Origin of the sequence: Acidisoma sp. S159 (assembly GCF_009766125.1) — a bacterium.
In the GTDB taxonomy this organism is placed as follows: domain Bacteria; phylum Pseudomonadota; class Alphaproteobacteria; order Acetobacterales; family Acetobacteraceae; genus Acidisoma.
The window spans coordinates 168,120-191,930 of sequence record NZ_LMUG01000007.1; the positions used below are offsets into that span (position 1 = coordinate 168,120).

Genomic DNA, 23,811 nt, shown 5'->3' on the forward strand with positions numbered 1-23,811 from the left:
AAACCACAGTCTAGGATCCCGCCACTGTCGCGGCACTGGTGGCCGAAACCGTCAGCTCCGCGGGGGCCGCCACTGTAGTGAGTTGCAGCGAACCGACACCGTTTTCGTTCAGACTTCCGCCGGGAAAATGGTGAAAGAACTTTTGCAGCGCGCGATCAGCACTAGCCCTGGCCTCAACTACAGCACCGGGACCCGAGGAGGTTCCTTCTACGGAAAAAAACGTCAGATCATGCAGTCCGATTGTCCCTAGGATGGCTTTCAGATACGGCGTGAGAAAATCTGGTTGACGCGCGCGCTCTCCGGAATATTTTGCGCCCGAGGACACCGCGACAAAGATTGGGCGATCAGACAACTTGCCCTGCTTTCCTTCCTTCGTCGAGTCGAACGTTCGACGGACCCGCACGATATGATCTATCCACGCCTTCAGCGTAGAGGGCACGGTAAAGTTATGCATGGGGGTTCCAATGACCACAAAATCTGAACTTTCTAGCTCCCGAATCAGCTCCTCGGAGTCAGAGAAGGAGGCCGTCTGAGATACCGTCGTGGACGGCTCTCGTGTTGTGCTGAGCGCCGCCGCGTAGTCCCCATCAATATGCGATATGCCGCCGTCGCCAATTCCCCGATTTACGATTTTCGCGGTTGGCTCGCTTACCAGCAGGAATGCAACAATTCTTCGAGAGAGCCTGTAGCTCTCGGAAGCCTGCCCCCGAGGGCTGCAGCTAATATGCAGGATCTGCATCACCTACTTCCAGTCGTGTTCAACTTTCGTCACTCATGCCTTCCAAATAAAAATCCAATGACCTGCATCCAAGGGCCATGAACTGGACTTTCAGATGGTCCATAATCAGCGCGAGCGAGAGCCTGGGACCCCGACTTCTGCCACCCGGCAAGCCGATGGTATAGTCTTCACCAGCATCTCTATAAAGGCAACTTGTCCATGGCTCTGCGAAAGACCAGCAAGATCTCGCCATTGGGACCGACAGTGGATGGAGCTTTTTATCGGCAGATCTACGATCGGTTTCGTGACGCTATTACCAGTGGGGTATTGAGGCCACACGACCGAATACCTTCGGCAAGAGCGCTAGCCAAAGAAATGGGCTTGGCAAGAGGCACTATAGAGGCAGCCTATTCTTTGCTCGCCGCTGAAGGGTATATTCAGGCCCGGGGTCAGGCAGGAACGATCGTGACTCCAGGCCTCAAGCCGCGAACGCCTGTTTCAGTTTCGGTTCCCCGGCCGGATAGCCGCCTTGCTTCACCCAGCTTTCGTCCAGACTCAATTTTGCCGTTCCAAATGGGTTTGCCCGCTTTGGATGCTTTTCCTCGAAAGATTTGGGCACGTCTGGGCGCACGCTGTGTGCGTTCTATGCAACCATCTGACATGGTTCATCCCGCCGTTGACGGCTTGCCGGCATTGAGAGCCCAGATCGCCGTATATCTTCAAGTGTCGCGCGGTATTAACTGCTCGGCGTGTCAGGTCTTTGTGACGTCAGGATACCGCCACTCAATCGAACTGATTGCTCGTGCATTGTTGAAGTCGGGCGATCGCGTTTGGCTGGAAAACCCCGGATACCCGCCAACGCGAGAATTGCTCGGAAACATGCAAATCGCACCGGTCCCCGTTGCCGTAGATCAGGACGGCATGGTCGTCTCTGATGGAATGAAACTAGCGCCCCGGGCACGCGCAGCGGTGGTTACTCCGGCGCACCAAAGCCCGCTCTGCGTATCGCTATCCCTGCCCCGGCGCTTGGCGCTCTTGGACTGGGCTACGCAAAATAGCGCGTGGATCATTGAGGACGATTATGACGGCGAGTACAGATATATCAGCCGACCTCTCCCCGCGCTAAAGAGCTTGGATCGTGATGGACGCGTAGTCTATGCCGGCACCTTCAGCAAGGTGATCTTGCCGAGCATTCGGCTTGCCTATTTTGTCGTGCCGGAAGCGCAGGTCGAGCGGTTTGAGCAGATTGGTCAGCTTTTTTCCGAAGGCAGTCCAGAGTTGACGCAAAGGATCGTCTCAGCCTTCATAACAGAGGGTCATTTCGCCCGTCACATCCAGCGGATGCGAAAGCTCTACGCCGAGCGTCGGAATGCAACCGCGACAGGGTTAGAAAGCGTGCTCGGGAAACACATGAGAATTGATTCACAGCCGGGAGGAATGCACCTGATCTTGCGCCTGCAAGGTCAACAATCAGATCGTCAGCTTGTCGCGCGGATGCGAGGTGAAGGCCTGTACGGGGAAGCATTGACGGATTGGAAAGTGGGCAGCAATGAAGCTTCAGCCTTGCTCCTCAACTTCACGAATATTGACTCTCAGAGGACCGCGGAGACTCTCGGAAAGAGAATCCGTGATCTGATATGACGGTCGCAACAGCTGCATAAGGGGATGCATACTGCCTCGCAAGATGAGGGAATCATGGCCCAGTGCGTATGATGGGTCATGGCTCTTCTAAGATATACCAAGACGCGACATTTAGGGGTTCTTGAATATCAGAGATAAGGACTCGCCATGACCAATCGTGTCGACTACACCAAGGCCTCGCCCGACGGCTACAAGGCTTTCGGTGGGGTTTATGTCACCCTTCAAAAAAGCAGCCTTCCAAAACAACTTGTCGACCTCGTGTATTTGCGCGTCTCCCAAATAAACGGCTGCGCATATTGCATCGATATGCATTCGCGCGACCTGCTCGCGTCCGGCATTACGATCGAGAAGCTCGTGCTGGTGCCGGTGTGGCGCGAGACCGGCGAGGTATTTGGTTCCCGCGAACGCATCGCCCTTGCCTGGGCGGAAACCGTGACCCGCGTAGCTGAGACCGGCGTTCCTGACGCTGATTACGAAGCCGCTGCCGCCGAATTCAGCGATAAAGATCTTGCTGATCTTACATATGCGATTGGCCTGATGAATGCCTTCAATCGGCTGGGAGTCTCATTCCGCTCGATCCCAGCCGCTGCCGCGAAGACAGGAGAGAGTCAATAAGCGGACACCTCGCCATAGTGATCTGCGATCGCTAGCGCCCGTTCGTCCTTCAAGCCAGCTGAGTCTGATGCTTTGCGGCCCGCCTATGGCAGTGGAAACGAACTAGATGCGGTTCCACTGCCTGATCTTGGCTCTCGTTTGAACTTCATCCGGCCGCAGCGTTTGGTGCGCCAGAAAGACGGATCCGCACTCATGGCTTGGGTACTCCTTTGCGTCGCCGGAATCCTTGAAATCGCATTCGCCATTGGTATGAAATCGTCCGAAGGTTTCACGCGGCTTATACCTGCACTGGTGACGGTCGCCACAGGCTTGTCGAGCGTGTTTCTTCTGTCGCTCTCGCTCCGCTCGTTGCCAGTTGGGACCGGCTACGCGGTTTGGACCGGTATAGGCGCGGCGGGCACCGCCCTTCTGGGGATGATACTCCTGGGTGACTCCGCCGCGCCGATGCGGGTGCTCTGCATTATTCTCATATTGGCAGGTGTCGTCGGCCTCAGACTGGTCTCACCGGCTTGAGCATGATTGCTGGCCAATGCGGCCTAACCTGGGGCCGCGGCGATGAAGCTCTACGGGGTTGCGTCATCCGCATTGACAAAGTTGGCATCCTGCGGATGTCTACCGAACTGTGTTTTCCTGGAAGCCATTTCTCCCAGCCCCAGCGCAATCCCGTATGGCGTTGGCGAGCACGCTGATCGATCTTGAAGTCAATGTCTTCGAAAGCGGATCGGCGATAGTCTTTCCGACGAGATATTCGGCCGGAGATCGACCCGCATCGACATTCGAAAAGCCGACCGACATATGAAGGCCGGCAGGCCCTGGTTCGCGCCTGCGCTCCCGCTCCTTCTGAACAGTTGATGGCCGGCCACTGGGCATCCCGCGTGGCTGTGCTAGGCTCGATTGGTTATAGAAGGAAAGCGCCCTATGGCTGAAGCGAAGCTCGCCCCCAATCTCCCGCAATGGATGATCGACCACGCCAACCGCTACATCTCCAGCGGCGGCAAAGACGGCCACATGTATACCGTCACTCCACCCGGCTACCCAGAAATGACAGTCCCCTCGCTGCTCCTCACCACTGTTGGCCGCAAGTCCGGCGAGAAGTTCATCTTCCCGCTCTTTTACGGCGAGGACGGCAACAGCATCATTATTGTCGCCTCCAAAGGTGGCGCGCCCGAGCATCCGGGCTGGTACAAGAACTTGGTCGCCAATCCCGAGGTCGAAGTTCGGGTCGGCACCAAAGACTTCAAAGCCAAGGCGCGGACGATCACCGGCGCGGCACGTGAACCGTTATGGCAAAAGGCCCTCAACTTCTGGCCGCCCTATGCCGACTACGCGAAGAAAACCGAGCGGGAAATCCCCGTCGTCCTGCTCGACCCCATCGTCTGATCCGGTCCCAGGTCGGACCGGCGACCTGGGGTTGCCGCTTACAGGGGCCTAGCTATGCATTCGAGGCTAAATCCGCATCTCCGGCTACAGCGAGAGCAATGCCCGACGTGCCGGCGGAGGTTGGGGGGTCAGCGCGGCCCGGCGGGCTTTGCATCAGCTTCACCCAATATAGCCATGATACACGCCCGGCGTGCGATGGCTTGATGGCCGCATCGACGAGTGCCCTGGGAACGCGGAGGTAAGGTTGGCTGAAGGTGAAGGGGATCGGCGGTTCAGATATCAAACTCGCATCGACAAGTTACTCCGTCCCATCGGAGAGTGGGGGCGCGTAAAGTTCGCCGGGAGACCTAACTATGTCTTCGACAAGCAGGAAAAGAAACTTGTTCTGGAGAGCTTTCCGGAATTTCTAGGTGAGACCGCGGATGAGGTCCGCCAGAAGATAGAGGATTTCATGGATGAGTGGATCGCATCTCGAGAGCCTGAGTAACGGTTTGTGAGCTGCTTTGGGGTTGACGCTTGCCCATGCGAGAGCCGCGACCTCACCGACGTGGCGAGCGTTTCACGGCCAGGCCCGAGGTTGGCCTCTTTGCCGTCGATTGGTTCGCGCCAGCCAAGGTCGCCGCCACGCTGTCGACGAGCGCTTGCAAGACAAAGAATTGCGCGACGACGGAGGTGACGAAGCCCGCGGAGGGCGGCTGCGCCATCGGCGCCGTCAGCAAGACGAGGTCGGCATGCCCTGCGATCGGGCTCGATGGCCGGCTGGTGATTGCCACGGTCAGTGCGCCGGCGGCGCGTGCGGCGCGCAGCAGCCGCACAGTTTCCAGCGTGCTGCCACTGTCGGAAATCGCGATTGCGACCGCATCGCGGGACGCCGGCGCCATGACCTCCAGCGCGACATTGCTATCGCGGTAAGAGGTTGCCCAAATTCCAGCGCGCAAAAGCTTAGCGGCCAGGATGTCGCCGACCATCGCCGAGACCCCACCGCCGTAGATATTGGCATGACGGCGCAGGACGAGCGCCTTCGCGGCATTCCTAAGGATGTTGCGGTCCAGCAGCCTCGCCGCGCCTTCGAGATTGTCGCTCATGTCGCGGCGCAGCCGTTCGACCTCATCAGCCACCTCGCCCCCTTGCAGGTCCTGCGCTGGCGCGCCGCACTGAGCGGCTAGAGCGAGCTTGAAGGATCGGAAGCTCACGAATCCCAGAATATGGGCAAGACGGACGATGCTTGCTTCGCCGCTTTCTGTGATTTGGCTCAGCGCCTCGATCGAAAGCGTGGTCGTTTCCGAAGGATAGTTGATGATGTGCTTCGCCACGCGGGCAAGCGCCGGCGACAGTTCCGCAAACTGCGACTGCAACCTGACTACGATAGGCGGGGTCGTCCTGAACATCAACCTTGGCGGTTCCCGAGCATCTTTCACGGCCCAATCAAAATCCTTTGTTGACAAGCCCACAGGAGCAATGGAGCATTGCTCCGCATAAATAGAGTTTTCTGGAGCGGCGATCCACTACTTCTAGAGGGAGCAGCATCTATGGCGGACCATTCCGGTACAGTTACTCGGCGCACAGCAATGAAGGCGGGACTGGCGACGGCGCTTGCGGCTGCACCCCTTGCTCGGCCGGCCATCGCCGCGAGCAAGAAGGTCGTGCGGGTTCTCGTTGTGGCGGATCCCTTCTACTACGCTCTGCGCGAGGTCACAGGCCAATTCGAAGCCGAGACCGGCATCACCGTCGAACTCGAGAACCTCGCCTACGACGCCCTGCAGGCGCGCCTGGTTTCGTCGTCCATCGCGCGCAAGCCGGACGCTGACGTGGTGACCGTCGATCAGATGTGGACGGGACAATATCTCGACAGCAACTGGATCATGCCGCTCGATGCGATGATGAAGGGCGACAAGGATCTCGATCTGGCGGACTTCATTCCCGAGGTTCTCTATTCGCTCAACACGTGGCGCGGCCATTTCGCGACTCTGCCGATCGCATCCTACGGCCAGGGTGTGATGTATCGCAAGGATGCCTTTGCAGCGCAGAAGCTGACGATGCCGGATCCGGCTTCATTTACCTGGGACGCCTATCTCGACCTGATCAAAAAGCTCGACGGCGCAACGGTCGGTGGCAAGAAGCTATTCGGCACGGTCGTCGCCGGCTCGCAGCCGCAGCCTATCGTCCATATGTACACCCAGCTGGCGGCGAGCATGGGTGTGCACTGGTTTAAGGAATTTCCAGAGGGGAAATGGGACTTCACGCCGACGATCAACACGCCGGAAAATGTCGCGGCGCTGACGATGTACGAGCAGCTCTACAAACTGTCGCCGCCGGAGGCGATCAACTTCAATTGGTTTGAGGCCGGCATGCGTTTCGCCCATGGCGATATCGGCATGTTCTACTGGTGGACGCCTTATTTCTACCTGACGCAGCGTGACGGCTATATGACCGGGAAACCCTCCCCGGTCGGCGATCAGATCGGCTTCGCCACACTGCCGCATGATCCGAAACATCCGCAGGTCATCAGCGCCGGCGGCTGGAGCCTCGGAATTCCGTCCTATGCTCCCAACCAAGACAACGCCTGGCAATTCATCAAATGGGCGACTTCGGCCAAGGGGCAGAAGGCGATGGCCTTGGTCGATAAATTCGGACATCAATTCTCTGACTTCGGCCGCGCATCACTCTACGATGACGCCGATCTGCAAAAACTCTATCCATACCTGCCCTTGCAGCTCGCCCTGCTTAAACAATCCAACGGCAAAATCGTGCGGCCGCCGGCGCCCGTCTACACCACGCTCGAGGGAATTTACGGCCTCAACCTGAACCGCGTGCTCGCCGGCAATTCGAGCCCGAGCGTGGCGCTCTCGGCGACCTCGGATCTGTTCGACAATGTGCTGAAAGGCAACTACCTCCTGCCCTACCAGCTCCCGTCTTACGACGACACGCTTGACGCGACCAAGAAGCTCATTGCCTCAATGGCCTGACATGGCTGCCGTCGCCTATGCGGATGGCGCTCGGACCACACCGCCGTCGCGTGAAAAGCGACGGCGGCAACGACTGCCCCTCATCCTCATCGCACCGTCGATCATCCTGCTGACAGCGCTGGTCGCCTTCCCTCTCGTCTTTTCGCTGCGCAACAGCTTCTGCTTCTGGAATCTCCAGATGAGTCCGAAGCCGCTCGGCTTCATCGGGCTCGGGAATTACCGTGCGGCGATCGAGCAATCTGACTTCGTTGAAGCGCTTCGACACACGCTCACCATCGCGGTTGTCGGAACCGCGATCGAGGTCGCGCTTGGCCTCGCGATCGCGCATCTGCTGGCTGTGCGGCTGGTGGGCATGAACTTCTGCCGCGCGCTCCTTATCATGCCGACCACCATCGCGCCGATCGTGACGGGCTTCCTGTTCCGATATATGTACGACGCACAGGGTGGGTTGATCCCCTGGCTCATCCGGACCGCTCATTTGCCGCTGCCAGCGCAGGGTCTGCTCGGCAACGAACACACGGCGCTCTGGGCAGTATTGGCGGCCGATATCTGGCAGTGGACACCCTTTTGCGCCATCGTCTTATTCGCTGGCTTGCTCTCTGTTCCCGACGAGATCGTTGAAGCCGCGCGCATCGATGGCGCGGGCGGCTGGACTATCCTGCGCCGGATCACAATACCCATGATTCGCAAGCCGATGGCCTTCGTCGCGGCATTGCGGCTGATGCAGATCTTCAATCTGTTCGATCTGGTCTTGGTGCTGACACGCGGCGGCCCTGGGTCGGCCTCACGAACACTCTCCTATAATCTGTATCAGCAAGGACTTGTTGACTTCAACATCGGGCTTTCCAGCGCCAGCACCTGGTTGATCGTCATCATCGTCAACGTTCTGATCGCGCTCTTTGCCGTCTTCGCCTTCAAGGACATCGTGTGATGTCGCGTGGGATCGTGCTGAAGCTTTGGCTCTATGCCGCCCTACTGCTGCTGATGGTCGTCTTCATCGGCCCCATCCTATGGTTCTTCCTGCTTGCGATCCGGCCGCCAGAGACCGCGTTCCAGATGCCGCCCGTGTTGTTCTTCAGGCCAGAGTGGAATGCCTTCTACGAGACTTTCGTGAACCCTGGAACCAATGCGCGGCAACTCTTCAACAGCCTGATCGTGGCGGGGGGCGCGGTGCTCCTCAATCTTCCATTTTCGATCCCGGCGGCTTACGCTATTTCCCGCTTCACCTTTCGGGGCCGAAAGAACCTGATGCTCTGGTATCTGGGTTTGTTGATGGCGCCGCCGGTTGCCTTCCTGATTCCGTATTTCCTGGTCGCGACGGCGGTCGGGCTGACGGGCACCTATCTCGCGATGGTGCTGGTGCTGCAAACGATCATGGTGCCCTTTTCTGTCTGGCTCCTGAAGAGCTTCTTCGACGATATTCCGGCCGACCTTGAAGCCTCGGCGGCGCTGGATGGGGCACGCCTGCACGAGATATGGTGGCATATCACTCTGCCACTTGCGACACCGGGCCTAATCGTCACCGCCATGTTTGCCTTCGTCTTCGCCTGGAACAACGCGGCCTTTCCGCTCGTGCTGAGCGACCAGGACACCGCGACGCTGCCGATCGGCACGCTCGGCTATTTCGGCAGCGCGGGCATCACCTGGAACAACATCGGGGCGGCCGCCGTCGCGGCGATGCTGCCGCCGATGCTGATCTTTCTCGTAATGGGCCGCTATGTTGTGCGGGGTCTCACCTTCGGCTCGATCAAAGGATAGGAGCGACGTCCGATGGCTAAGACTGGCTTTGCGGTGGTTGGCGCCGGGCTTTGGGGTTCGCAGCATGCGCGCGTCTTCTCGACGCTGCCTGAAGCCGCGCTCGTCGCGGTATGCGATGTGGATGCTGGACGTGCGGAAGCGATGAAGACGCGCTTCGGTGCCAGGCGCGCATATACGGATCTCGGCGAACTTCTGGCCGATCCCGCCGTTGAGGCAGTGACCGTGGCGACGCCCGACTTCGCCCATAGCGACATCATCCTGAGGGCTCTCGCCGCTGGCAAGCACGTGATGAGTGAGAAGCCGCTCGCAACTGATTTGGCGGCAACGCAACGCGTGGCAGAGGCCGTGAAGTCATCCGGCCGCAAATTCATGTTGGACTTCCACAACCGGGTAAATCCCGGTGTGGCCGCCCTCCATGATGCCGTCACCTCCGGTGAGCTGGGACGACCGATCCACGGTTTCATTCGCCTTAGCAACACGACCTTTGTCCCGCGCGAGATGTTGAGCTGGGCAAGCCGGTCCTCGGCGCTGTGGTTCCTCGGCAGCCATGTCGTCGATGCCCTGCGTTTTGTGACCGGCGACGAGGTGGAGCGCGTGCAGGCGGTGCGGCGGGACGGGCATCTCCGTAGCCTCGGCGTGGATACGGCGGACGTCCATCTTGCTATCCTGCAGATGCGATCCGGCGCCGTCATCTCAATGGAGAACAGTTGGGTCCTGCCTCCGGACTCGCCCATGCTTTATGATTTCCGCATGGAATTGGTCGGTGAAAAGGGAGCCGTGCAGGTCAATACGGCCGATAACGGCGCCTTCCGCAAGTTCACGGGCGGTGGGCTGCGCTCTGCCGATCTCTTCGGCGCAGTCCCCGCAGGTCCCGGCCGTATTGGCGGCTTTGTCTATGAGGCGATCGCCCGCTTCGTGGATGCCGTGGTAGCGGATGGCCCGCTGCTCGCAACCGCGGAAGACGGACTTGCGGCGACCGAGATTCTCACCGCGATCGAAGAAGCCGCTCGCACCGGCGCGACCGTTTCAATCAGGTAGGTCGCATCTGGCCTTGTGCGCATCCCGCTTGGCTGGTCAAAAGCCTTAACCGAGGGGGATCCGGACGATGCCAACGCTACCTTTGATTGCGCGGCGGCAAGCCGCGAAGATCGGCGCCGGCCTGAGCTTTGCCATAGCGACCAGAGCATCCGCCGCCGAGCCGCTGCCGGATCCCTCGCTCTCTCCTTCTCAGACCGTCGGCGTTGCTGTGCCGCCCGGCCAAATCGACCAGGCAATCGCAAAACTGGACGGCTTGACCAAGGATCTGCTGAGCAGAAGCGGAGTCCCCGGTCTCGCGGTGGCCGTGGTGCGAGATGGCGAGACCGTCTATGCGAAAGGCTTCGGCGTACGAAAGACCGGCACAACCGACGCCGTAGACGCCGACACCGTCTTCCAGCTCGCCTCGGTGTCGAAATCCGTCAGCGCGACAGTCGTGGCGCAGCAAGTCGGCCTCGGGGGCATTGCATGGAACACACCGGTCATCCGGCACCTGCCGTGGTTCGCGCTGAATGACAGGTGGATCACCCGCCACGTCACGCTTGGTGACATGTTCGCCCATCGTTCGGGTCTGCCGGATCACGCCGGCGACGATTTGGAGGATCTCGGCTACGACCGCCGGCAAGTGCTGGAGCGCCTCAGATGGTTGCCGTTGCACTCCTTCCGCGATGAATACGACTATACGAATTTTGGCGTCACGGCGGCCGCCGAGGCTGCTGCCGTCGCCGCGGGGACCGATTGGGCGAACCTTGCGGAAAAAGCCGTCTACGGGCCGCTGGGCATGTCATCGACCAGCTCTCGCTTCGCGGATTTCGAACGACGTCCGAACCGGGCGGTCGGACATATCAGAACCGGCGATCTGTTCGTGGCCAAATACCAACGCCAGCCGGATGCGCAATCCCCCGCCGGCGGTGTCAGTTCGTCGGTGCGCGACATGGCGCTGTGGCTTGCGATGGTGCTGCAGGGTGGCACCTACGGCGGCAAGCGGATTGTCGCTCAGGAAGCGCTACTCCCCGCAGTGACGGCGCGGATTGTGACCGACCATGGAACCGACATGACGGCGCGGCCGGGTCTTTATGGCTACGGGTTTGGCGTGGGAATTCAGCCGTCCGGGCGCGTCACCATGAGCCATTCAGGCGCCTTCTACCTGGGCGCAGCAACCAATTTCGTGCTCATTCCATCATTGGGACTTGGCATCATTGTTCTCAGCAATGCCTTCCCCGTGGGTGTCGTCGAGGCTTTGTCTGCGTCATTCGCCGACCTTGTGCAGTTTGGCAGGGTCACGCGGGACTGGCTGCCGGCCTATCGCGGACTTGTGGCAGGGATCTCCGCCCCAACCGGCTCTCTCGTAGGCAAATCGCCACCACCAGGGGCTGCACCTCCGTCAAACTTGCAGAACTACGCGGGCCTCTATGAAAATGACTACTATGGTCCCGCTGAGATCTTAGGACGCGGAGACGGTCTTGCGCTGAGGATTGGCCCCAAGGGGCTGCAATACCCATTGCGACATTGGGACGGCTCCGTTTTCGTCTACACCCCCGACGGCGAGAATGCCCCCGATGGTTCCGTCTCCGCGATAACCTTCAAGGTGGGTGGCTCCGGTCGAGCTTCTGCGTTCTCCAATGAATTCTACGCCACCAGTGGCCGGAACGCATTCGTCAGACGCTGACGCCGCTCCAGATAGCGAAGAGCTGGACGACCCCCGGTCCGCAATCCATACATAGAGGATGAAAGACCCGTCCCCACTTGACTGCCTGAAATGCCCCGCGCTCTGCTGCAGAATGGCGGGCTATGTAGAAGTATCGCCCTCGGACATCACAAAACTCTCGCGCTTCCTGGGTATCTCGGCTCGAGCGTTCGAGGCGAAACACATCGTCCATGTAACGCGCGCCGGGCGTAAGCGTATCAAGGCCGGATACGAGACTTGCCAATTTCTAGGCAGCGATCGGCGTTGCACCGTCTATCCCGCGCGGCCGGCTGATTGCCGGGGCTATTTTTGCTGGGAGCAAAACGATCCCACAGTCTATGAATATGCACGCTTCGTACAGACACCTGTTCGCCGCCTGCGCGCTGAGGAAGCAGCAGAGGAGTAAGCGCCACAGGTTGAAGCCCAATCCACCGCCCGTTTACTAGGCGCAAAGGTCTGCTAAAATACGCCTTTACAAGGGCGGGAAAGAATGGCTGCCGAAACAAGCATTGCGTCAACAACCTCCGCAGCTTCGATTCTGTCGATCTCCGCGGTTACAAAGCGCTATCAGTCTGGTCTTGTTGCCTTAGACAACGTCAGCCTCGCAATCGATGAGGGCGAGATTTTCGCGCTGCTTGGCCCAAACGGTGCGGGCAAGACAACATTAATCAGCATTGTCTGCGGCATCGTGACTATGACGTCGGGCCAAATCCTCGTCGATGGACATGATATTACGAGTGACTCTCGCCTCGCTCGCGCCAAGGTAGGCCTTGTCCCCCAGGAAATAGCGCTCGATATCTTTGCGACGGTCTGGAACACCGTCTGTTTTACCCGAGGCCTATTCGGCCAGCGAGCGGATCCCGTCTACATTGAACGTCTGCTGCGGGATCTTTCTCTTTGGGAGAAGCGTAAGACCCGCGTCATTGAACTATCCGGCGGGATGAAGCGCCGGGTGATGATTGCTAAAGCACTCAGTCATGAGCCGCGGGTCCTGTTCCTGGATGAGCCCACAGCTGGCGTCGACGTAAATCTGCGGCGCGATATGTGGGCCTTGGTTCGCAATCTGCGGAAGAAGGGCGTCACTGTGATCCTTACGACTCATTATATCGAAGAAGCGGAGGAAATGGCAGACCGCATCGGAGTCATCAATGACGGCAAGATCATCCTGGTCGAGGAAACCGCGAAGCTGATGCAAAAGCTCGGCAAGCGGCGGCTGACTCTCGTCCTGCAGCTTCCGATGGAAACGATTCCCGCGGAACTGAGTGACTGGGCGCTTGAGCTTAAAGATAACGGGCAGCGGCTGTCCTACAGCTTCGACGCTAATGCAGAGACCACGGGTATTCCCCAACTCCTCAATCGGCTGTCGGAAATGCGCATCGATTTCAAGGATCTTGAAACGACACGCAGCTCGCTCGAAGATATCTTCGTCAAACTGCTAGAAGATGCGGCATGAGAGGCCCGCGCGCGATCAACCACATTGGAATGTGGATGATATATCGCACCGAGATGGCTCGCACGCTGCGCACGATCTGGCAGAGCGTGGCGACTCCGGTGATAACGACGGCCCTCTATTTCATCGTCTTTGGCGGCGCGATCGGCTCGAGGATCCAAAATGTCGGAGGGGTGCGCTATGGTGCATTCATCGTCCCCGGACTGATTATGCTCTCGCTCCTCACTCAAAGCATCTCCAACGCATCGATCGCCATATATTTTCCAAAGTTCATCAAGACAATTTTTGAGATCCTGTCAGCGCCGCTATCGTCGCTCGAGGCGGTCTTCGCCTATATCGCCGCGGCCGCGACGAAGTCGATTGCGATCGGCTGCATCATTCTCGCTACGGCGACGTTCTTTGTCCCCGTCCACATCCTTCACCCCGCGTGGATGGTTGCGTTTATGGTGCTGACCTCGGTCGCCTTCAGTCTGTTCGGTTTCATCATTGGCATCTGGGCCAAGAATTTCGAACAGCTCGCCATCGTGCCATCGCTGTTAGTTACGCCACTTACCTTTCTGGGGGGCGCCTTCTATTCGATCGACATGCTACCGCAGCCCTGGCGGACGATCAGCCTGTTCAATCCGGTCGTCTATCTCGTCAGCGGCTTTCGCTGGAGCTTTTATGGGGCCGCGGACGTAGGCGTCGGCATCAGCCTGGCCTTCACCGGCGGCTTTGTGGCGTTGTGCGTGCTTGTCCTCTGGTGGATGTTCAGAACAGGATATCGCCTCAAGCCGTGACGCTAGCTCGCCAGGACGGTGCGCGCCATGACATCGACAAAAGCCTTGATCTTGGGCGAGCCGTGCCGGCTCGGCGGCCAAAGGATCTGCAGCGTACCGGAACTGCGCAGGGAAGCGTCGAGCACGGAACGAAGGGTGCCGTTGGCGAGTTGCCGACGCACCGTGAAGCTCGGCGTGTAAAACAGCCCTAGTCCCTGCTCGGCCAGTCCGATCAGCGGCTCCATCGTATTCGCGACGGTCGAGGCGGGCGGTTGAAAATCCAACTCCGCACCCTCGCGACTGAATATCCAGCGCTCGAGTTTTCCGGTTGCCGTCCAGCGGTGAAACAGACAGTCATGCCCGACGAGCTCTTCCGGCTCGCGGGGGATGCCACGTTTGGCGAGATAGGCCGGGGAGCCGACGATCACGTAGCCATAGGTGCCGAGCATGCGCATTTTTAGGTTCGAATCAGCGACCTTGCCGGTCCGCATTACAACGTCGAACCCTTCCTCGATCACATCGACCAGCCGGTCCGTAAAGTCGAGTTCCAGCGTGATCTCGGGATAGGCCTTCGCGAAAGCCCCGAGGGGAGGCGTCATCAGCATCCCGATCAGCGGCAGGCTGACGCGCAGAGTGCCTTTGGGCGCGGTGGATTGCGCGATCTCCAGCTCCGCGGCCTCGATCTCGCTGAAGATCGTCTGGCATCGCTTGAGGAAGCGGCCACCTTCCGGCGTCAAGGTGATGTTTCGGGTGCTGCGATGGAAGAGCGGCGCGCCTAGCCGTTCCTCCAGGCGGGCAATGGCTTTGCCGACCGCCGAAGACGAGATGCCGAGCGCTTGGCCCGCCGCCGTGAAGCTGCGCGTTTCCGCGGCATGGATGAAGGCGTTCAGCGGGCCGAGCCGATCCATCGTGTCTCCAACGTGCCGATACTCGTCCTGCTGCCCGTCCTTGACCCAGAAATCCAGTGAATTGCGGACATCACTGTCCGGAATGTTCCAAACGGCAGCCCAATTTCAAGCGGCGCCGGGAGAACCTAACTTGGCTGAGGTCATCTGCCTCACCCCTAACCGCAATCAGGAGTGCCTCATGTCTAAGTTGTTTTCCCCGGTGCAGATCGGCGCGGTCGCACTAGCGCACCGTGTCGTCATGGCCCCACTCACGCGCTCGCGCTCCGGTCAACCGGGCGACGTTCCCAGCGATATCATGCGCACCTACTACAGTCAGCGCGCCTCGGAAGGCGGCCTGATCATCGGCGAAGCCACAACTATCTCGCCCTCGGCGCGCGGCTGGTTCGGTGCGCCGGGCCTCTATACCGACGCGCAGGTCACGGGCTGGAAGGCGATTACCGACGCGGTTCATGCCAAGGGCGGGCGGATGTTCGCCCAACTATGGCACACCGGCCGGTCGTCGCATGTCGATGTGACCGGCGGCCCGCAGCCTGTTTCGGCCTCGGTCGACCCCGCCTATTGGCAGGAGGCCTCTCATCTCACCTCAACGCCCGGCGGCTGGGTGAAGCCCTCGCCGCATCGCGCGCTGGAGGTGGGTGAGATCGCCGGCATCGTCGCGGACTACGCCCGAGCGGCCGAACGAGCCAAGGCAGCCGGCTTCGATGGCGCCGAGGTACATGCGGCGAACGGCTACCTCATCGATCAGTTCCTCCAGGACGGCAGCAACAAGCGAACCGACGCCTATGGCGGATCGATCGAGAACCGGGCGCGGCTGTTGCTAGAGATCGCCGAAGCAGTGACGTCAGTCTTCGGCGCGGACCGCGCCGCCGTCCGGATCGGGCCAAATGGGCGCTGGAACGGCATGGGCGACAGCGACCCGCGCGCTTTGTTCGACTATTTGGCCCGGGAACTGAACCGCTTTGGCCTCGCCTATCTCCACATCATCGAGCCCCGCGTGAAGGGCAACGTGGTTGTGGCCGAAGGACAGGCACCAGTCGCCGCCGAGCACCTACGAACGATCTTCAAGGGCAGGATCGTTGCAGCCGGTGGCTTCGAGCCGGAAACGGCGGCGGCCATCGTCGAGAAGGGTGATGCGGATCTCGTGGCTTTCGGCCGCCACTTCGTCTCGAACCCGGATCTTCCCGACCGGATCCGCAAAGGCCTGCCTCTCAGCCCCCACGACCGGGACACCATCTACACCTTCGAGGCCAAGGGTTACACGGATTACGCCCGTTTCGGCGCGGCCGCCTGATCGCCGATCAATTAACCCCCCAGGAACACATTCCATGAAACTCACAGGCAACACGATCTTCATCACTGGCGGCGGCTCCGGCATTGGCGGGGGCCTTGCCGAAGCGCTGCACAAACTCGGCAACAAGGTCATCATTGCCGGGCGGCGTCGCAGCCATCTTGACGAGATGATCGCGGCCAATCCCGGCATGCAAGCTGTCGATCTCGACATCGCAAATCCGACCAATATCGAACAGGTGGCCAGGCAATTGATCGCCGACCATCCCGGCCTCAACGTTCTCATCAACAACGCTGGAATCATGCAACTTGATAGAGCGGCTGGCAGGATCGACGACGCGATGATGGTTTCGACCATCACCACCAATTTGATGGGCCCGATCCGCATGACGTCAGCGCTGATCGAGCACCTCAAAGGCCAGGACGATGCTGTCGTGGCCTACACCACATCGGTTCTCGGTTTTGTCCCGATGGCGCCGACGGCGATCTATTCCTCCACCAAGGCAGCACTTCATTCTTACATTCTCTCGCAGCGCTTCATGCTGAAGGAGACAAAGGTTCGGGTGCTTGAGATCGCGCCCCCTTGGGTCCGTACCGAACTCATGAACAGCCAAGAAGCCGAGCAAGCCATGCCGCTGGAGCAGTTCGTCGCGCAGACCATCGCCGTATTGGCGACTGATGCGGATGAGATCCTGGTCGAAGCCGCCAAACCGCTTCGGGCGAATGCCGGCCCGAACGAGCATTTCTTTGTCGATCAATTCAATACGCAGATGACGGCGCTATTCGCGGGCGGTTGAGCCGCTTGCTTGGCACGCGTCCCCCAGCTCATAAAAGAAAGGCGTTTGCCGTATAAGGGGCGCTTATCGTGGCACGTGGATTTTCGTCGCCACCATGGCGCGTGGCTTTCCTCAGATGCCGACCTTCTGACGCTCACCTGGAGCCGTCGGCACAAACTCAATCACTTATTCCCGTCGAGACCGGCCTGTGACGATCTCACTATTTTAGATAGCTAGATCATTTAACTGACTCTCGCGTGTGATATGTCCTATTGACTAACGATAGAACAGAGTTCAATCGTGTGAAGCGCCCGCCGTAGCCGATGCTGGCCCGACACTCGGGATGGCGACGGAGCTTGGCGCATGTCGGTCTCTTTCGAACACGCAACGGATCGCAACCTATGACCCGCCAAATCCGCTTCAATGCTTTTGACATGAATTGCGTCGGGCACCAGTCGCCAGGACTTTGGGCGCATCCCCGAGATCGCTCCTGGCAGTATAAGGATCTCGAATACTGGACGGATGTCGCTCGCATATTGGAGCGCGGGATATTCGACGGCATATTTGTCGCCGATGTCATCGGCTACTACGACGTCTATCAAGGCACCGCGCATCACGCCATTCAGCAGGCGGCGCAAATTCCGGTGAACGATCCCATACAACTCGTTTCGGCGATGTCTCTGGTCACTAAGCATCTGGGGTTCGGCATCACGGCCTCCACCGGCTTCGAGCACCCCTATCCTTTCGCCCGCCGGCTCGCCACCGCCGACCATCACTCGAAAGGCCGGCTGGGCTGGAACATCGTCACCTCCTACCTCGAGAGCGGAGCCCGTAACACAGGCACCGCCGGATTGCCGCGGCACAACGACCGTTATGAAGTCGCGGATGAATATCTTGAGGTCATCTACAAGCTATTGGAAGGAAGCTGGGAAGAAGGGGCAGTGCAGCGCGATCGCGGCCGGCGCATCTTCACCGACCCGTCAAAAGTCCACGAGATTCGCCACCAGGGAAAATACTTCTCGGTCCCCGGCTATCATCTTTCCGAGCCATCACCGCAGCGCACGCCGGTTCTATACCAGGCAGGTGCGTCTGGTCGCGGCCGCGATTTTGCCTCGAGGCATGCGGAATGCGTTTTCGTGGCGGCTCCCACCAAGACGGTGCTGCGCACCTATGTCGCCGATGTTCGCAAGCGTGCCGCCGCCGCTGGCCACGATCCCCGCAAGCTCTACGTCTATAACCTTCAAACCGTTATTTTGGGCGAAACGGACGCGGCGGCCGCGGCAAAATTCGAGGAATATCGCAGCTATGCCAGCTATGACGGCTCACTCGTCTTCATGTCCGGCTGGACTGGGATCGATTTTGGCCAATATGCCCCGACGGAATTGGTGAGAAAAGCCGAAACCAATGCGATTGTCTCGATCGTCGATGCCTTAGCCGAAGGCGACCCGGACAAGAAGTGGACAGTAGAGGAATTGGCTGCATGGGGTGGTGTCGGCGGCCTTGGCCCCGTCATCGTCGGCTCGCCGTCCACTGTTGCTGATATTCTTCAGGAATGGGTTGAGGATACCGATGTGGACGGGTTTAATCTCGCCTATGCGGTAACGCCGGAATCCTTCGAGGATGTGGTCAACCTACTCGTGCCCGAACTACAGCGGCGCGGCGTTTACCCGACCGACTACAAGCCTGGTACGCTGCGGGAGAAATTGTTCGGCGGCGAAGCCTATCTATCCAGTGATCATCCGGGTGCGCAATTTCGCGATCTCGCGGCGATTCATCGGCGAGAGGCCGAAACCGCAAAGTCGCAATTGCTTGTCGCGGTATAGCCAGTTCGCGATGACCAAGCCGCTCCTCGCCCTGCATGATGTTTCGCTCTCTTTCAAGGGTGTGAAGGCGCTGACGAATCTTTCGTTCACGGTTCAGGCTGGGCAGGTTTGCGCCTTGATCGGCCCGAATGGAGCCGGAAAGAGTTCGGCACTTAACATCGTGAATGGCGTCTATCGCGCGGATTCCGGGCGTATCGTCTTCGACGGCACGCGGTTTGAACGGATCCGCCCCTTGAAGGCGGCGCGACTCGGGATCGGGCGCACCTTCCAGCACAATGCCTTGTTCAAGCATATGAGCGTGCTCGACAACGTAATGGCCGGCCTGACGCGCCATACCCGCACCGGTCCGTTGAGCCACGCGTTTCGTCTGCCGCGGGGACGACGCGAAGAGGCACGAATGCGCGAGCGTGCAGAGCAGGTGCTGGACTTTCTGCATATCCGACCTCATCGCGACGCTGCCGCCGGCACGCTGCCATACGGTGTGCAAAAGCGGGTCGATCTCGCGCGGGCTCTGGTCGCAAAGCCTAAACTCATTTTGCTGGACGAGCCCATGGCCGGCATGAACCAGGACGAAAAGGAAGAGATGAGCGGCTTCATACGCCACACCAACCGCACGCTCGGCACAACGATGCTGCTGATCGAGCATGATGTCGGCGTCGTCATGGACCTATCCGACCAGGTGGTTGTGCTGGACTATGGGCGCAAGGTCGGTGACGGCTCCCCTGAAGCGGTACGCAACGATCCCGAAGTGATCGCCGCCTATCTCGGCACAGTGCATTAGAGCGCCCGGCCGTGGATTTCTTTGTCGAAACTCTTGTCGGCGGCCTCCTGGCTGGAGTCATGTATTCCCTCGTCGCAATCGGCTTCGTCTTGATCTACAAGGCCTCCCGCGTCTTCAATTTCGCCCAGGGTTCGATGCTGCTGTTCGCGGCTCTGGCTTTCGTGACGCTGACCGAGCACGGCGTTCCTTTTTGGCTTGCTGGCGCCATAGCCTTGTTGCTCATGATTCTGACCGCTGTCCTGGTGGAGCGAGTCGTGTTGCGCCCGCTCACGGGGCGTTCCGATCTCACATTGTTCATGGCGACGCTTGGACTTAGCTACGTCATTGCCGGCGTAGCGCAGGCGGCCATGGGGACGGATGTGCATGCGCTCGATCTCGGTATTCCGGATGTGCCCATCGATGTCGGGCCGATCCAGGTCAGCGAGTTCGACCTGGCCGCAGCGGGCATCTCCGGCATTCTCGTGATTGGCTTGTCGCTATTGTTCACGCGCACGCGCATCGGAATTTCTCTTCGCGCCGTGGCGGATAACCAGCTCGCGGCGCAGTCTGTCGGCATCCGTCTCGACTGGATCTGGCGAATCGTCTGGTCAGTCGCGGGCTTCGTCGGCCTTGTCGCCGGTCTGCTATGGGGCGCCCGTGAGGGTGTGCAATTCTCCCTTAGTCTCGTTGTTTTAAAGGCTCTCCCGGTACTCATCATCGGCGGATTTACCTCTATCCCGGGTGCGGTCCTTGGCGGGTTGATCGTCGGCGCCAGCGAGAGCCTAGCAGAGCTGTATCTCGGCCCACTCATTGGCGGCGGCCTTTCAGCCTGGTTCGCCTATGTCCTGGCGCTGATCTTCCTATTGGTGCGACCCGCCGGACTTTTCGGCGAGCGCGAAATCGAGAGAGTCTAGGTGATGCCGAGCGATCGAAGCGACGCGACGGTGGTTGTCGGTCAGTCGCGAGCGGGACTTGCGGGTTGGAGTCCGCAGTCACGGCAACTCGTGCCGCTTTTGGCCGGAGCGGTGCTGGTGTTCGGCGTCATCCCAGCGCTTGGGAATGATTACTGGTTCAACGCCATTCTGATCCCCTTTTTCGTGCTGTCCTTGGCCGCCCTGGGGCTGAACGTGCTGACCGGCTATGCGGGGCAGGCCTCATTGGGGTCCGGCGCTGTCATGTCGGTCGGCGCCTTCGCGAGCTATAATTTTCTTCTGCGACTCCCGATGCTTCCTCTGCCCATCGCGCTCCTTTTGGGTGGAGCGACCGCCGCTGTCGTCGGTGTGTTGTTCGGTCTACCGAGTCTGCGGGTCAAAGGCTTCTACCTACTTGCCTCCACATTGGGCGCGCAATTCTTTGTCGAGTGGCTTTTCAACGGCTACGGTTGGTTTTCCAACAACTCCTCCTCAGGCTCGATTTCCGCGCCACGTCTTGAGATTTTCGGCACGGATCTATCCTCGCCGGTTCACCGCTACCTGCTGACCGCCGTCACTGTAGCCGTGCTGACGGTCATGACGGTGAATCTAGTGCTTAGCCAGACCGGCCGAACATGGACCGCGATTCGCGATATGGATACAGCGGCCGCCATCATTGGCGTTCCTGTAGCCCGCACCAAGCTGCTCGCCTTTGCCGTCAGCTCTTTCATTCTCGGCATTGCCGGGGCGCTTTGGGTATTTGCCTATCTCGGAACCGCCGATGCGCATTCTTTTGACATCGACCGGTCCTTCCAGATCCTCTTCATGATCATTATTGGGGGGCTCGGCAGCGTGATGGGAAGTTTCGTCGGCGCGGCATTCATTCTGCTGTTTCCGATCTTCTTGGACCGCGTGGCCGTCGGAATATTCGGGGGCACGGTCGACACGGGTCTTTTGCAGAACCTCCACGACATCGTGTTCGGCGCTCTCATCATCTACCTTCTGACGCGCGAGCCTCGCGGACTGGCCGCCTATCTGACGAAATTGAGCGATCGGCTTCGGCGTGGAAGGCCTGCGAGGTGATCGCGGCGGTCGCCGTCGCAAGTCTAGCCCACGAAGTCACAACCAACGTTTCGTAACCCAACTCAAACGCACCAACGGAGACATCATGTCCTTCCTCTCTCAAGGCGCGAAACTGGCTGGAGCGCTCGCACTCAGTGCCGGTTTCGCGGGATCAGCGCTCGCGGCCGAGGGGCCGCAAGAGCAATACCTGCCGCTTCTTACTTATCGCGTCGGACCTTATGCACCAAGCGGTGTCAGTATCTGGGCCGGCTTCCTCGATACGATCCGATACTACAACGAACAAAAAGGTGGCGTGGACGGGGTGAAGATCGTCACTCAGGAATGCGAGACGGGTTGGCTCGCGGAGAAGGGCGTTGAATGCTACGAACGCCTGAAGGGCGGTCGGAACGGATCCCAGGTGCCCTTCATCCTGCCGTTCTCGGCGCCAATCTCCTATGCCCTGACGGACAAGGTTGTCGCCGACAAAATCCCGATGATCACGATGAACTACGGGCGAACTGAGGCCACCGACGGCGCTGTGTTTCCGTGGAACTTCCCGATCATGCTGACCTTCTACAGCGAGGCCTCGGGCGTCATCAATTTCATCGCGCAAAAAGAGGGCGGCTTCGCCAACCTCAAGGGTAAGAAGATCGTTACCCTATACAACGACTCCGCTTACGGTCGCGAGACGCTCGGGCCGCTGGCCTTGCTATCAAAGAAATATGGCTTCGATGACATCGAGATTCCGAATCCAAATCCAGGTGTCGAGCAGTCGGCGCAATGGCAGCGAATTCGCGAAATCAAGCCTGATTGGGTCTTCCTGCGCGGCTGGGGAATTCAAACCCCCGTCGCCATCAAGACCGCGGCCCGGGTTGGCTTCCCAGCGGACCACATCATAGGAGACGTATGGTCCAGCTCTGAGGATGATGTCATTCCCGCCGGCGCCGGTGCGAAGGGAGTGCTTGCGGTCACCACCTATCCGGCGGGCACCAATTTCCCGATCCATCAGGAGCTGAAGAAATACATTCTCGACAAGGGCGAGAGCGACCTCAAGGATAAGGCGCGGTTCGGCACGGTCTACTACAATTCTGGCGTCGTCCAGGCGATCGTCGCGATCGAGGTTCTACATACCGCCCACCTCAAATTCGGAAATCGCCCAATTGACGGGACGGAGGGGAAATACGGAATCGAGCATCTGAATATCGACGAGAGGCAACTCGCGGAACTCGGCGTGACGGGCTTGCTCCAGCCGTTGAAGCTGTCCTGTGGTGACCATGAGGGCGGCGGCGCACTCCGGGTGCAACAATGGGACGGCAAGACCTGGACACCCGTGAGCGGCTGGATTCAGGCCGACCGGTCCAGCTTGCGGCCGCTCATTGATGAGAAGGCGGCAGCCTACGCGAAGGAGAAGAGCGAAACCCCCCGCGATTGCGCGACCGAAAGCTGAGGACCGGGAACAAGCCGATGCGCAGCTCAGGCGATGTGGCGAACGGAAGGGACGTCTTCCTTCGTCTTCACGAGGTCGAGGCGGTCTATGACGGGGCCATCGTCGGTCTGCGCGGGGTGACTTTCGACGTGGCCAAGGGGGCGATTGTGGCCCTGCTTGGCGCGAATGGAGCGGGTAAGACGACAACCTTGAGGGCGATTTCCAACCTCTTGGGAGCGGAGAATGGAGCGGTAAGTGGAGGCGCGATCACCTGGGAACAACGATCGGTTCTCGCGACCCATCCGTCGCAACTGGTGGCGCAGGGCCTCGCTCAGGTGCTGGAAGGGCGACAGTGCTTTCAGCACCTGACCGTTGAGGAAAATCTTTTGACGGGCGGCTTCGTTCGCCGCCTTTCGCGGAGCCGACTGCGCACGGAACTGGATCGCGCCTATACGCGGTTTCCGCGCCTCAGGGAGCGGCGGCATATCCGCGCTGGGCTCACTTCGGGTGGCGAGCAGCAGATGGTCGCGATCGGCCGCGCGCTAATGACTGGGCCGCGCCTGATGCTGTTGGACGAACCATCGATGGGTTTGGCGCCGAGAGTCGTGCACGAAATCTTCGAGATCATTCGTAGGCTCAATAGCGAGGAAGGCGTCACATTTCTCGTCTCCGAGCAGAACGCCAATATCGCATTGCACTACGTCGATACCGCGCATGTGCTGGAGAATGGCCGCGTCGTGGTATCTGGCACGGCAACTGAATTGTCGGAGCGGGCGGATATCAAAGACATCTATCTAGGCGGAGGCGCCGCGAAACGACGTGAGCGCCGCAGCCAGCTTGCACATTGAAG

24 protein-coding genes are annotated in these 23,811 nt (G+C 59.7%); 21 read left to right on the forward strand and 3 right to left on the reverse strand.

The genetic code is table 11. The annotated features are described in order from the left end of the window. Positions 1–10: 10 nt before the first annotated feature. Complete coding sequence (locus GSQ92_RS02650; RefSeq protein ID WP_158804052.1) at positions 11–739, reverse strand: FMN-dependent NADH-azoreductase; 729 nt, start codon at positions 737–739, stop codon at positions 11–13. A 198-nt stretch (positions 740–937) separates the two neighbouring features. Here GSQ92_RS02650 and GSQ92_RS02655 point away from each other — a divergent pair, with 198 nt between their 5' ends. From GSQ92_RS02655 to GSQ92_RS02675, 5 genes are all read left to right on the forward strand, one after another. Continuing rightward, positions 938–2,359, forward strand: coding sequence for a PLP-dependent aminotransferase family protein (locus GSQ92_RS02655; protein ID WP_158804051.1), 1,422 nt, complete (start codon positions 938–940; stop codon positions 2,357–2,359). A 147-nt stretch (positions 2,360–2,506) separates the two neighbouring features. Continuing rightward, on the forward strand, positions 2,507–2,974 hold the full coding sequence (locus GSQ92_RS02660; RefSeq protein ID WP_158804050.1) for a carboxymuconolactone decarboxylase family protein: 468 nt from the start codon (positions 2,507–2,509) through the stop codon (positions 2,972–2,974). Between the two features lie 192 nt (positions 2,975–3,166). Then, positions 3,167–3,487, forward strand: a complete 321-nt coding sequence (locus GSQ92_RS02665; RefSeq protein ID WP_158804049.1) for an SMR family transporter — start codon at positions 3,167–3,169, stop codon at positions 3,485–3,487. Positions 3,488–3,892: 405 nt separating this feature from the next. After that, positions 3,893–4,354, forward strand: a complete 462-nt coding sequence (locus GSQ92_RS02670) for a nitroreductase family deazaflavin-dependent oxidoreductase (protein ID WP_158804048.1) — start codon at positions 3,893–3,895, stop codon at positions 4,352–4,354. Positions 4,355–4,598: 244 nt separating this feature from the next. Next, positions 4,599–4,841, forward strand: a complete 243-nt coding sequence (locus GSQ92_RS02675) for a hypothetical protein (protein WP_158804047.1) — start codon at positions 4,599–4,601, stop codon at positions 4,839–4,841. A gap of 52 nt (positions 4,842–4,893) precedes the next feature. Here the strand turns inward: GSQ92_RS02675 and GSQ92_RS02680 are convergent, their stop codons facing one another. Beyond that, positions 4,894–5,742 (reverse strand): MurR/RpiR family transcriptional regulator, encoded by an 849-nt coding sequence (locus tag GSQ92_RS02680; protein WP_158804046.1) that lies wholly within the window; start codon positions 5,740–5,742, stop codon positions 4,894–4,896. 141 nt (positions 5,743–5,883) lie between these two features. On the opposite strand from GSQ92_RS02680, the gene GSQ92_RS02685 reads away from it, so the two are divergent. The 8 genes from GSQ92_RS02685 (at position 5,884) to GSQ92_RS02720 (ending at position 14,029) form a co-directional block, all read left to right on the forward strand. After that, complete coding sequence (locus GSQ92_RS02685) at positions 5,884–7,320, forward strand: extracellular solute-binding protein (RefSeq protein ID WP_158804045.1); 1,437 nt, start codon at positions 5,884–5,886, stop codon at positions 7,318–7,320. Between the two features lies 1 nt (position 7,321). Then, positions 7,322–8,251, forward strand: a complete 930-nt coding sequence (locus GSQ92_RS02690; RefSeq protein ID WP_158804044.1) for a carbohydrate ABC transporter permease — start codon at positions 7,322–7,324, stop codon at positions 8,249–8,251. Further along, the gene (locus GSQ92_RS02695; RefSeq protein WP_158804043.1) at positions 8,251–9,078 is read left to right on the forward strand and encodes a carbohydrate ABC transporter permease; all 828 of its coding nucleotides are present in this window, start codon (positions 8,251–8,253) and stop codon (positions 9,076–9,078) included. The genes GSQ92_RS02690 and GSQ92_RS02695 overlap by 1 nt, the downstream gene beginning before the upstream one ends. Before the next feature lie 12 nt (positions 9,079–9,090). Continuing rightward, the gene (locus GSQ92_RS02700; protein ID WP_158804042.1) at positions 9,091–10,116 is read left to right on the forward strand and encodes a Gfo/Idh/MocA family protein; all 1,026 of its coding nucleotides are present in this window, start codon (positions 9,091–9,093) and stop codon (positions 10,114–10,116) included. A 67-nt stretch (positions 10,117–10,183) separates the two neighbouring features. After that, positions 10,184–11,782, forward strand: a complete 1,599-nt coding sequence (locus tag GSQ92_RS02705) for a serine hydrolase (RefSeq protein WP_158804041.1) — start codon at positions 10,184–10,186, stop codon at positions 11,780–11,782. A gap of 58 nt (positions 11,783–11,840) precedes the next feature. Next, positions 11,841–12,206 carry a YkgJ family cysteine cluster protein gene (locus GSQ92_RS31525; RefSeq protein WP_371418532.1) on the forward strand — a complete coding sequence of 122 codons (366 nt, stop codon included), beginning with the start codon at positions 11,841–11,843 and terminating at the stop codon, positions 12,204–12,206. A gap of 84 nt (positions 12,207–12,290) precedes the next feature. Further along, the gene (locus GSQ92_RS02715; protein WP_158804039.1) at positions 12,291–13,253 is read left to right on the forward strand and encodes an ABC transporter ATP-binding protein; all 963 of its coding nucleotides are present in this window, start codon (positions 12,291–12,293) and stop codon (positions 13,251–13,253) included. Beyond that, positions 13,250–14,029: an ABC transporter permease gene (locus tag GSQ92_RS02720; RefSeq protein WP_158804038.1), complete on the forward strand. Its 780-nt coding sequence runs from the start codon at positions 13,250–13,252 to the stop codon at positions 14,027–14,029. Before GSQ92_RS02715 ends, GSQ92_RS02720 begins: the two co-directional genes overlap by 4 nt. A gap of 2 nt (positions 14,030–14,031) precedes the next feature. Here the strand turns inward: GSQ92_RS02720 and GSQ92_RS02725 are convergent, their stop codons facing one another. Then, on the reverse strand, positions 14,032–14,916 hold the full coding sequence (locus GSQ92_RS02725; RefSeq protein WP_159012963.1) for a LysR family transcriptional regulator: 885 nt from the start codon (positions 14,914–14,916) through the stop codon (positions 14,032–14,034). Between the two features lie 178 nt (positions 14,917–15,094). Here GSQ92_RS02725 and GSQ92_RS02730 point away from each other — a divergent pair, with 178 nt between their 5' ends. The 8 genes from GSQ92_RS02730 to GSQ92_RS02765 all read left to right on the forward strand — a co-directional run bounded on the left by GSQ92_RS02730 (position 15,095) and on the right by GSQ92_RS02765 (position 23,809). Next, positions 15,095–16,207, forward strand: coding sequence for an alkene reductase (locus GSQ92_RS02730; protein WP_159012964.1), 1,113 nt, complete (start codon positions 15,095–15,097; stop codon positions 16,205–16,207). A 34-nt stretch (positions 16,208–16,241) separates the two neighbouring features. Next, positions 16,242–17,000 (forward strand): SDR family oxidoreductase, encoded by a 759-nt coding sequence (locus tag GSQ92_RS02735; RefSeq protein WP_158804035.1) that lies wholly within the window; start codon positions 16,242–16,244, stop codon positions 16,998–17,000. Between the two features lie 380 nt (positions 17,001–17,380). Then, positions 17,381–18,802 carry an LLM class flavin-dependent oxidoreductase gene (locus GSQ92_RS02740; RefSeq protein WP_159012965.1) on the forward strand — a complete coding sequence of 474 codons (1,422 nt, stop codon included), beginning with the start codon at positions 17,381–17,383 and terminating at the stop codon, positions 18,800–18,802. A gap of 10 nt (positions 18,803–18,812) precedes the next feature. Continuing rightward, positions 18,813–19,583: an ABC transporter ATP-binding protein gene (locus GSQ92_RS02745; protein WP_159012966.1), complete on the forward strand. Its 771-nt coding sequence runs from the start codon at positions 18,813–18,815 to the stop codon at positions 19,581–19,583. Between the two features lie 11 nt (positions 19,584–19,594). Next, positions 19,595–20,476, forward strand: a complete 882-nt coding sequence (locus GSQ92_RS02750) for a branched-chain amino acid ABC transporter permease (RefSeq protein WP_159012967.1) — start codon at positions 19,595–19,597, stop codon at positions 20,474–20,476. A 3-nt stretch (positions 20,477–20,479) separates the two neighbouring features. Next, positions 20,480–21,556 (forward strand): branched-chain amino acid ABC transporter permease, encoded by a 1,077-nt coding sequence (locus GSQ92_RS02755; protein ID WP_158804031.1) that lies wholly within the window; start codon positions 20,480–20,482, stop codon positions 21,554–21,556. Between the two features lie 85 nt (positions 21,557–21,641). Continuing rightward, positions 21,642–22,982, forward strand: a complete 1,341-nt coding sequence (locus GSQ92_RS02760; protein WP_158804030.1) for an ABC transporter substrate-binding protein — start codon at positions 21,642–21,644, stop codon at positions 22,980–22,982. A gap of 17 nt (positions 22,983–22,999) precedes the next feature. Then, complete coding sequence (locus GSQ92_RS02765) at positions 23,000–23,809, forward strand: ABC transporter ATP-binding protein (RefSeq protein WP_159012968.1); 810 nt, start codon at positions 23,000–23,002, stop codon at positions 23,807–23,809. Positions 23,810–23,811 lie beyond the last annotated feature (2 nt).

Bases quoted from the DNA above. Each gene is read 5' to 3' on its own strand.
- GSQ92_RS02650 (WP_158804052.1), bottom strand. From the start codon at position 739: ATGCAGATCCTGCATATTAGCTGCAGCCCTCGGGGGCAGGCTTCCGAG.
- GSQ92_RS02655 (WP_158804051.1), top strand. From the start codon at position 938: ATGGCTCTGCGAAAGACCAGCAAGATCTCGCCATTGGGACCGACAGTG.
- GSQ92_RS02660 (WP_158804050.1), top strand. From the start codon at position 2,507: ATGACCAATCGTGTCGACTACACCAAGGCCTCGCCCGACGGCTACAAG.
- GSQ92_RS02665 (WP_158804049.1), top strand. From the start codon at position 3,167: ATGGCTTGGGTACTCCTTTGCGTCGCCGGAATCCTTGAAATCGCATTC.
- GSQ92_RS02670 (WP_158804048.1), top strand. From the start codon at position 3,893: ATGGCTGAAGCGAAGCTCGCCCCCAATCTCCCGCAATGGATGATCGAC.
- GSQ92_RS02680 (WP_158804046.1), bottom strand. From the start codon at position 5,742: ATGTTCAGGACGACCCCGCCTATCGTAGTCAGGTTGCAGTCGCAGTTT.
- GSQ92_RS02685 (WP_158804045.1), top strand. From the start codon at position 5,884: ATGGCGGACCATTCCGGTACAGTTACTCGGCGCACAGCAATGAAGGCG.
- GSQ92_RS02690 (WP_158804044.1), top strand. From the start codon at position 7,322: ATGGCTGCCGTCGCCTATGCGGATGGCGCTCGGACCACACCGCCGTCG.
- GSQ92_RS02695 (WP_158804043.1), top strand. From the start codon at position 8,251: ATGTCGCGTGGGATCGTGCTGAAGCTTTGGCTCTATGCCGCCCTACTG.
- GSQ92_RS02700 (WP_158804042.1), top strand. From the start codon at position 9,091: ATGGCTAAGACTGGCTTTGCGGTGGTTGGCGCCGGGCTTTGGGGTTCG.
- GSQ92_RS02705 (WP_158804041.1), top strand. From the start codon at position 10,184: ATGCCAACGCTACCTTTGATTGCGCGGCGGCAAGCCGCGAAGATCGGC.
- GSQ92_RS31525 (WP_371418532.1), top strand. From the start codon at position 11,841: ATGAAAGACCCGTCCCCACTTGACTGCCTGAAATGCCCCGCGCTCTGC.
- GSQ92_RS02715 (WP_158804039.1), top strand. From the start codon at position 12,291: ATGGCTGCCGAAACAAGCATTGCGTCAACAACCTCCGCAGCTTCGATT.
- GSQ92_RS02720 (WP_158804038.1), top strand. From the start codon at position 13,250: ATGAGAGGCCCGCGCGCGATCAACCACATTGGAATGTGGATGATATAT.
- GSQ92_RS02725 (WP_159012963.1), bottom strand. From the start codon at position 14,916: ATGGATCGGCTCGGCCCGCTGAACGCCTTCATCCATGCCGCGGAAACG.
- GSQ92_RS02730 (WP_159012964.1), top strand. From the start codon at position 15,095: ATGTCTAAGTTGTTTTCCCCGGTGCAGATCGGCGCGGTCGCACTAGCG.
- GSQ92_RS02735 (WP_158804035.1), top strand. From the start codon at position 16,242: ATGAAACTCACAGGCAACACGATCTTCATCACTGGCGGCGGCTCCGGC.
- GSQ92_RS02740 (WP_159012965.1), top strand. From the start codon at position 17,381: ATGACCCGCCAAATCCGCTTCAATGCTTTTGACATGAATTGCGTCGGG.
- GSQ92_RS02745 (WP_159012966.1), top strand. From the start codon at position 18,813: ATGACCAAGCCGCTCCTCGCCCTGCATGATGTTTCGCTCTCTTTCAAG.
- GSQ92_RS02755 (WP_158804031.1), top strand. From the start codon at position 20,480: ATGCCGAGCGATCGAAGCGACGCGACGGTGGTTGTCGGTCAGTCGCGA.
- GSQ92_RS02760 (WP_158804030.1), top strand. From the start codon at position 21,642: ATGTCCTTCCTCTCTCAAGGCGCGAAACTGGCTGGAGCGCTCGCACTC.
- GSQ92_RS02765 (WP_159012968.1), top strand. From the start codon at position 23,000: ATGCGCAGCTCAGGCGATGTGGCGAACGGAAGGGACGTCTTCCTTCGT.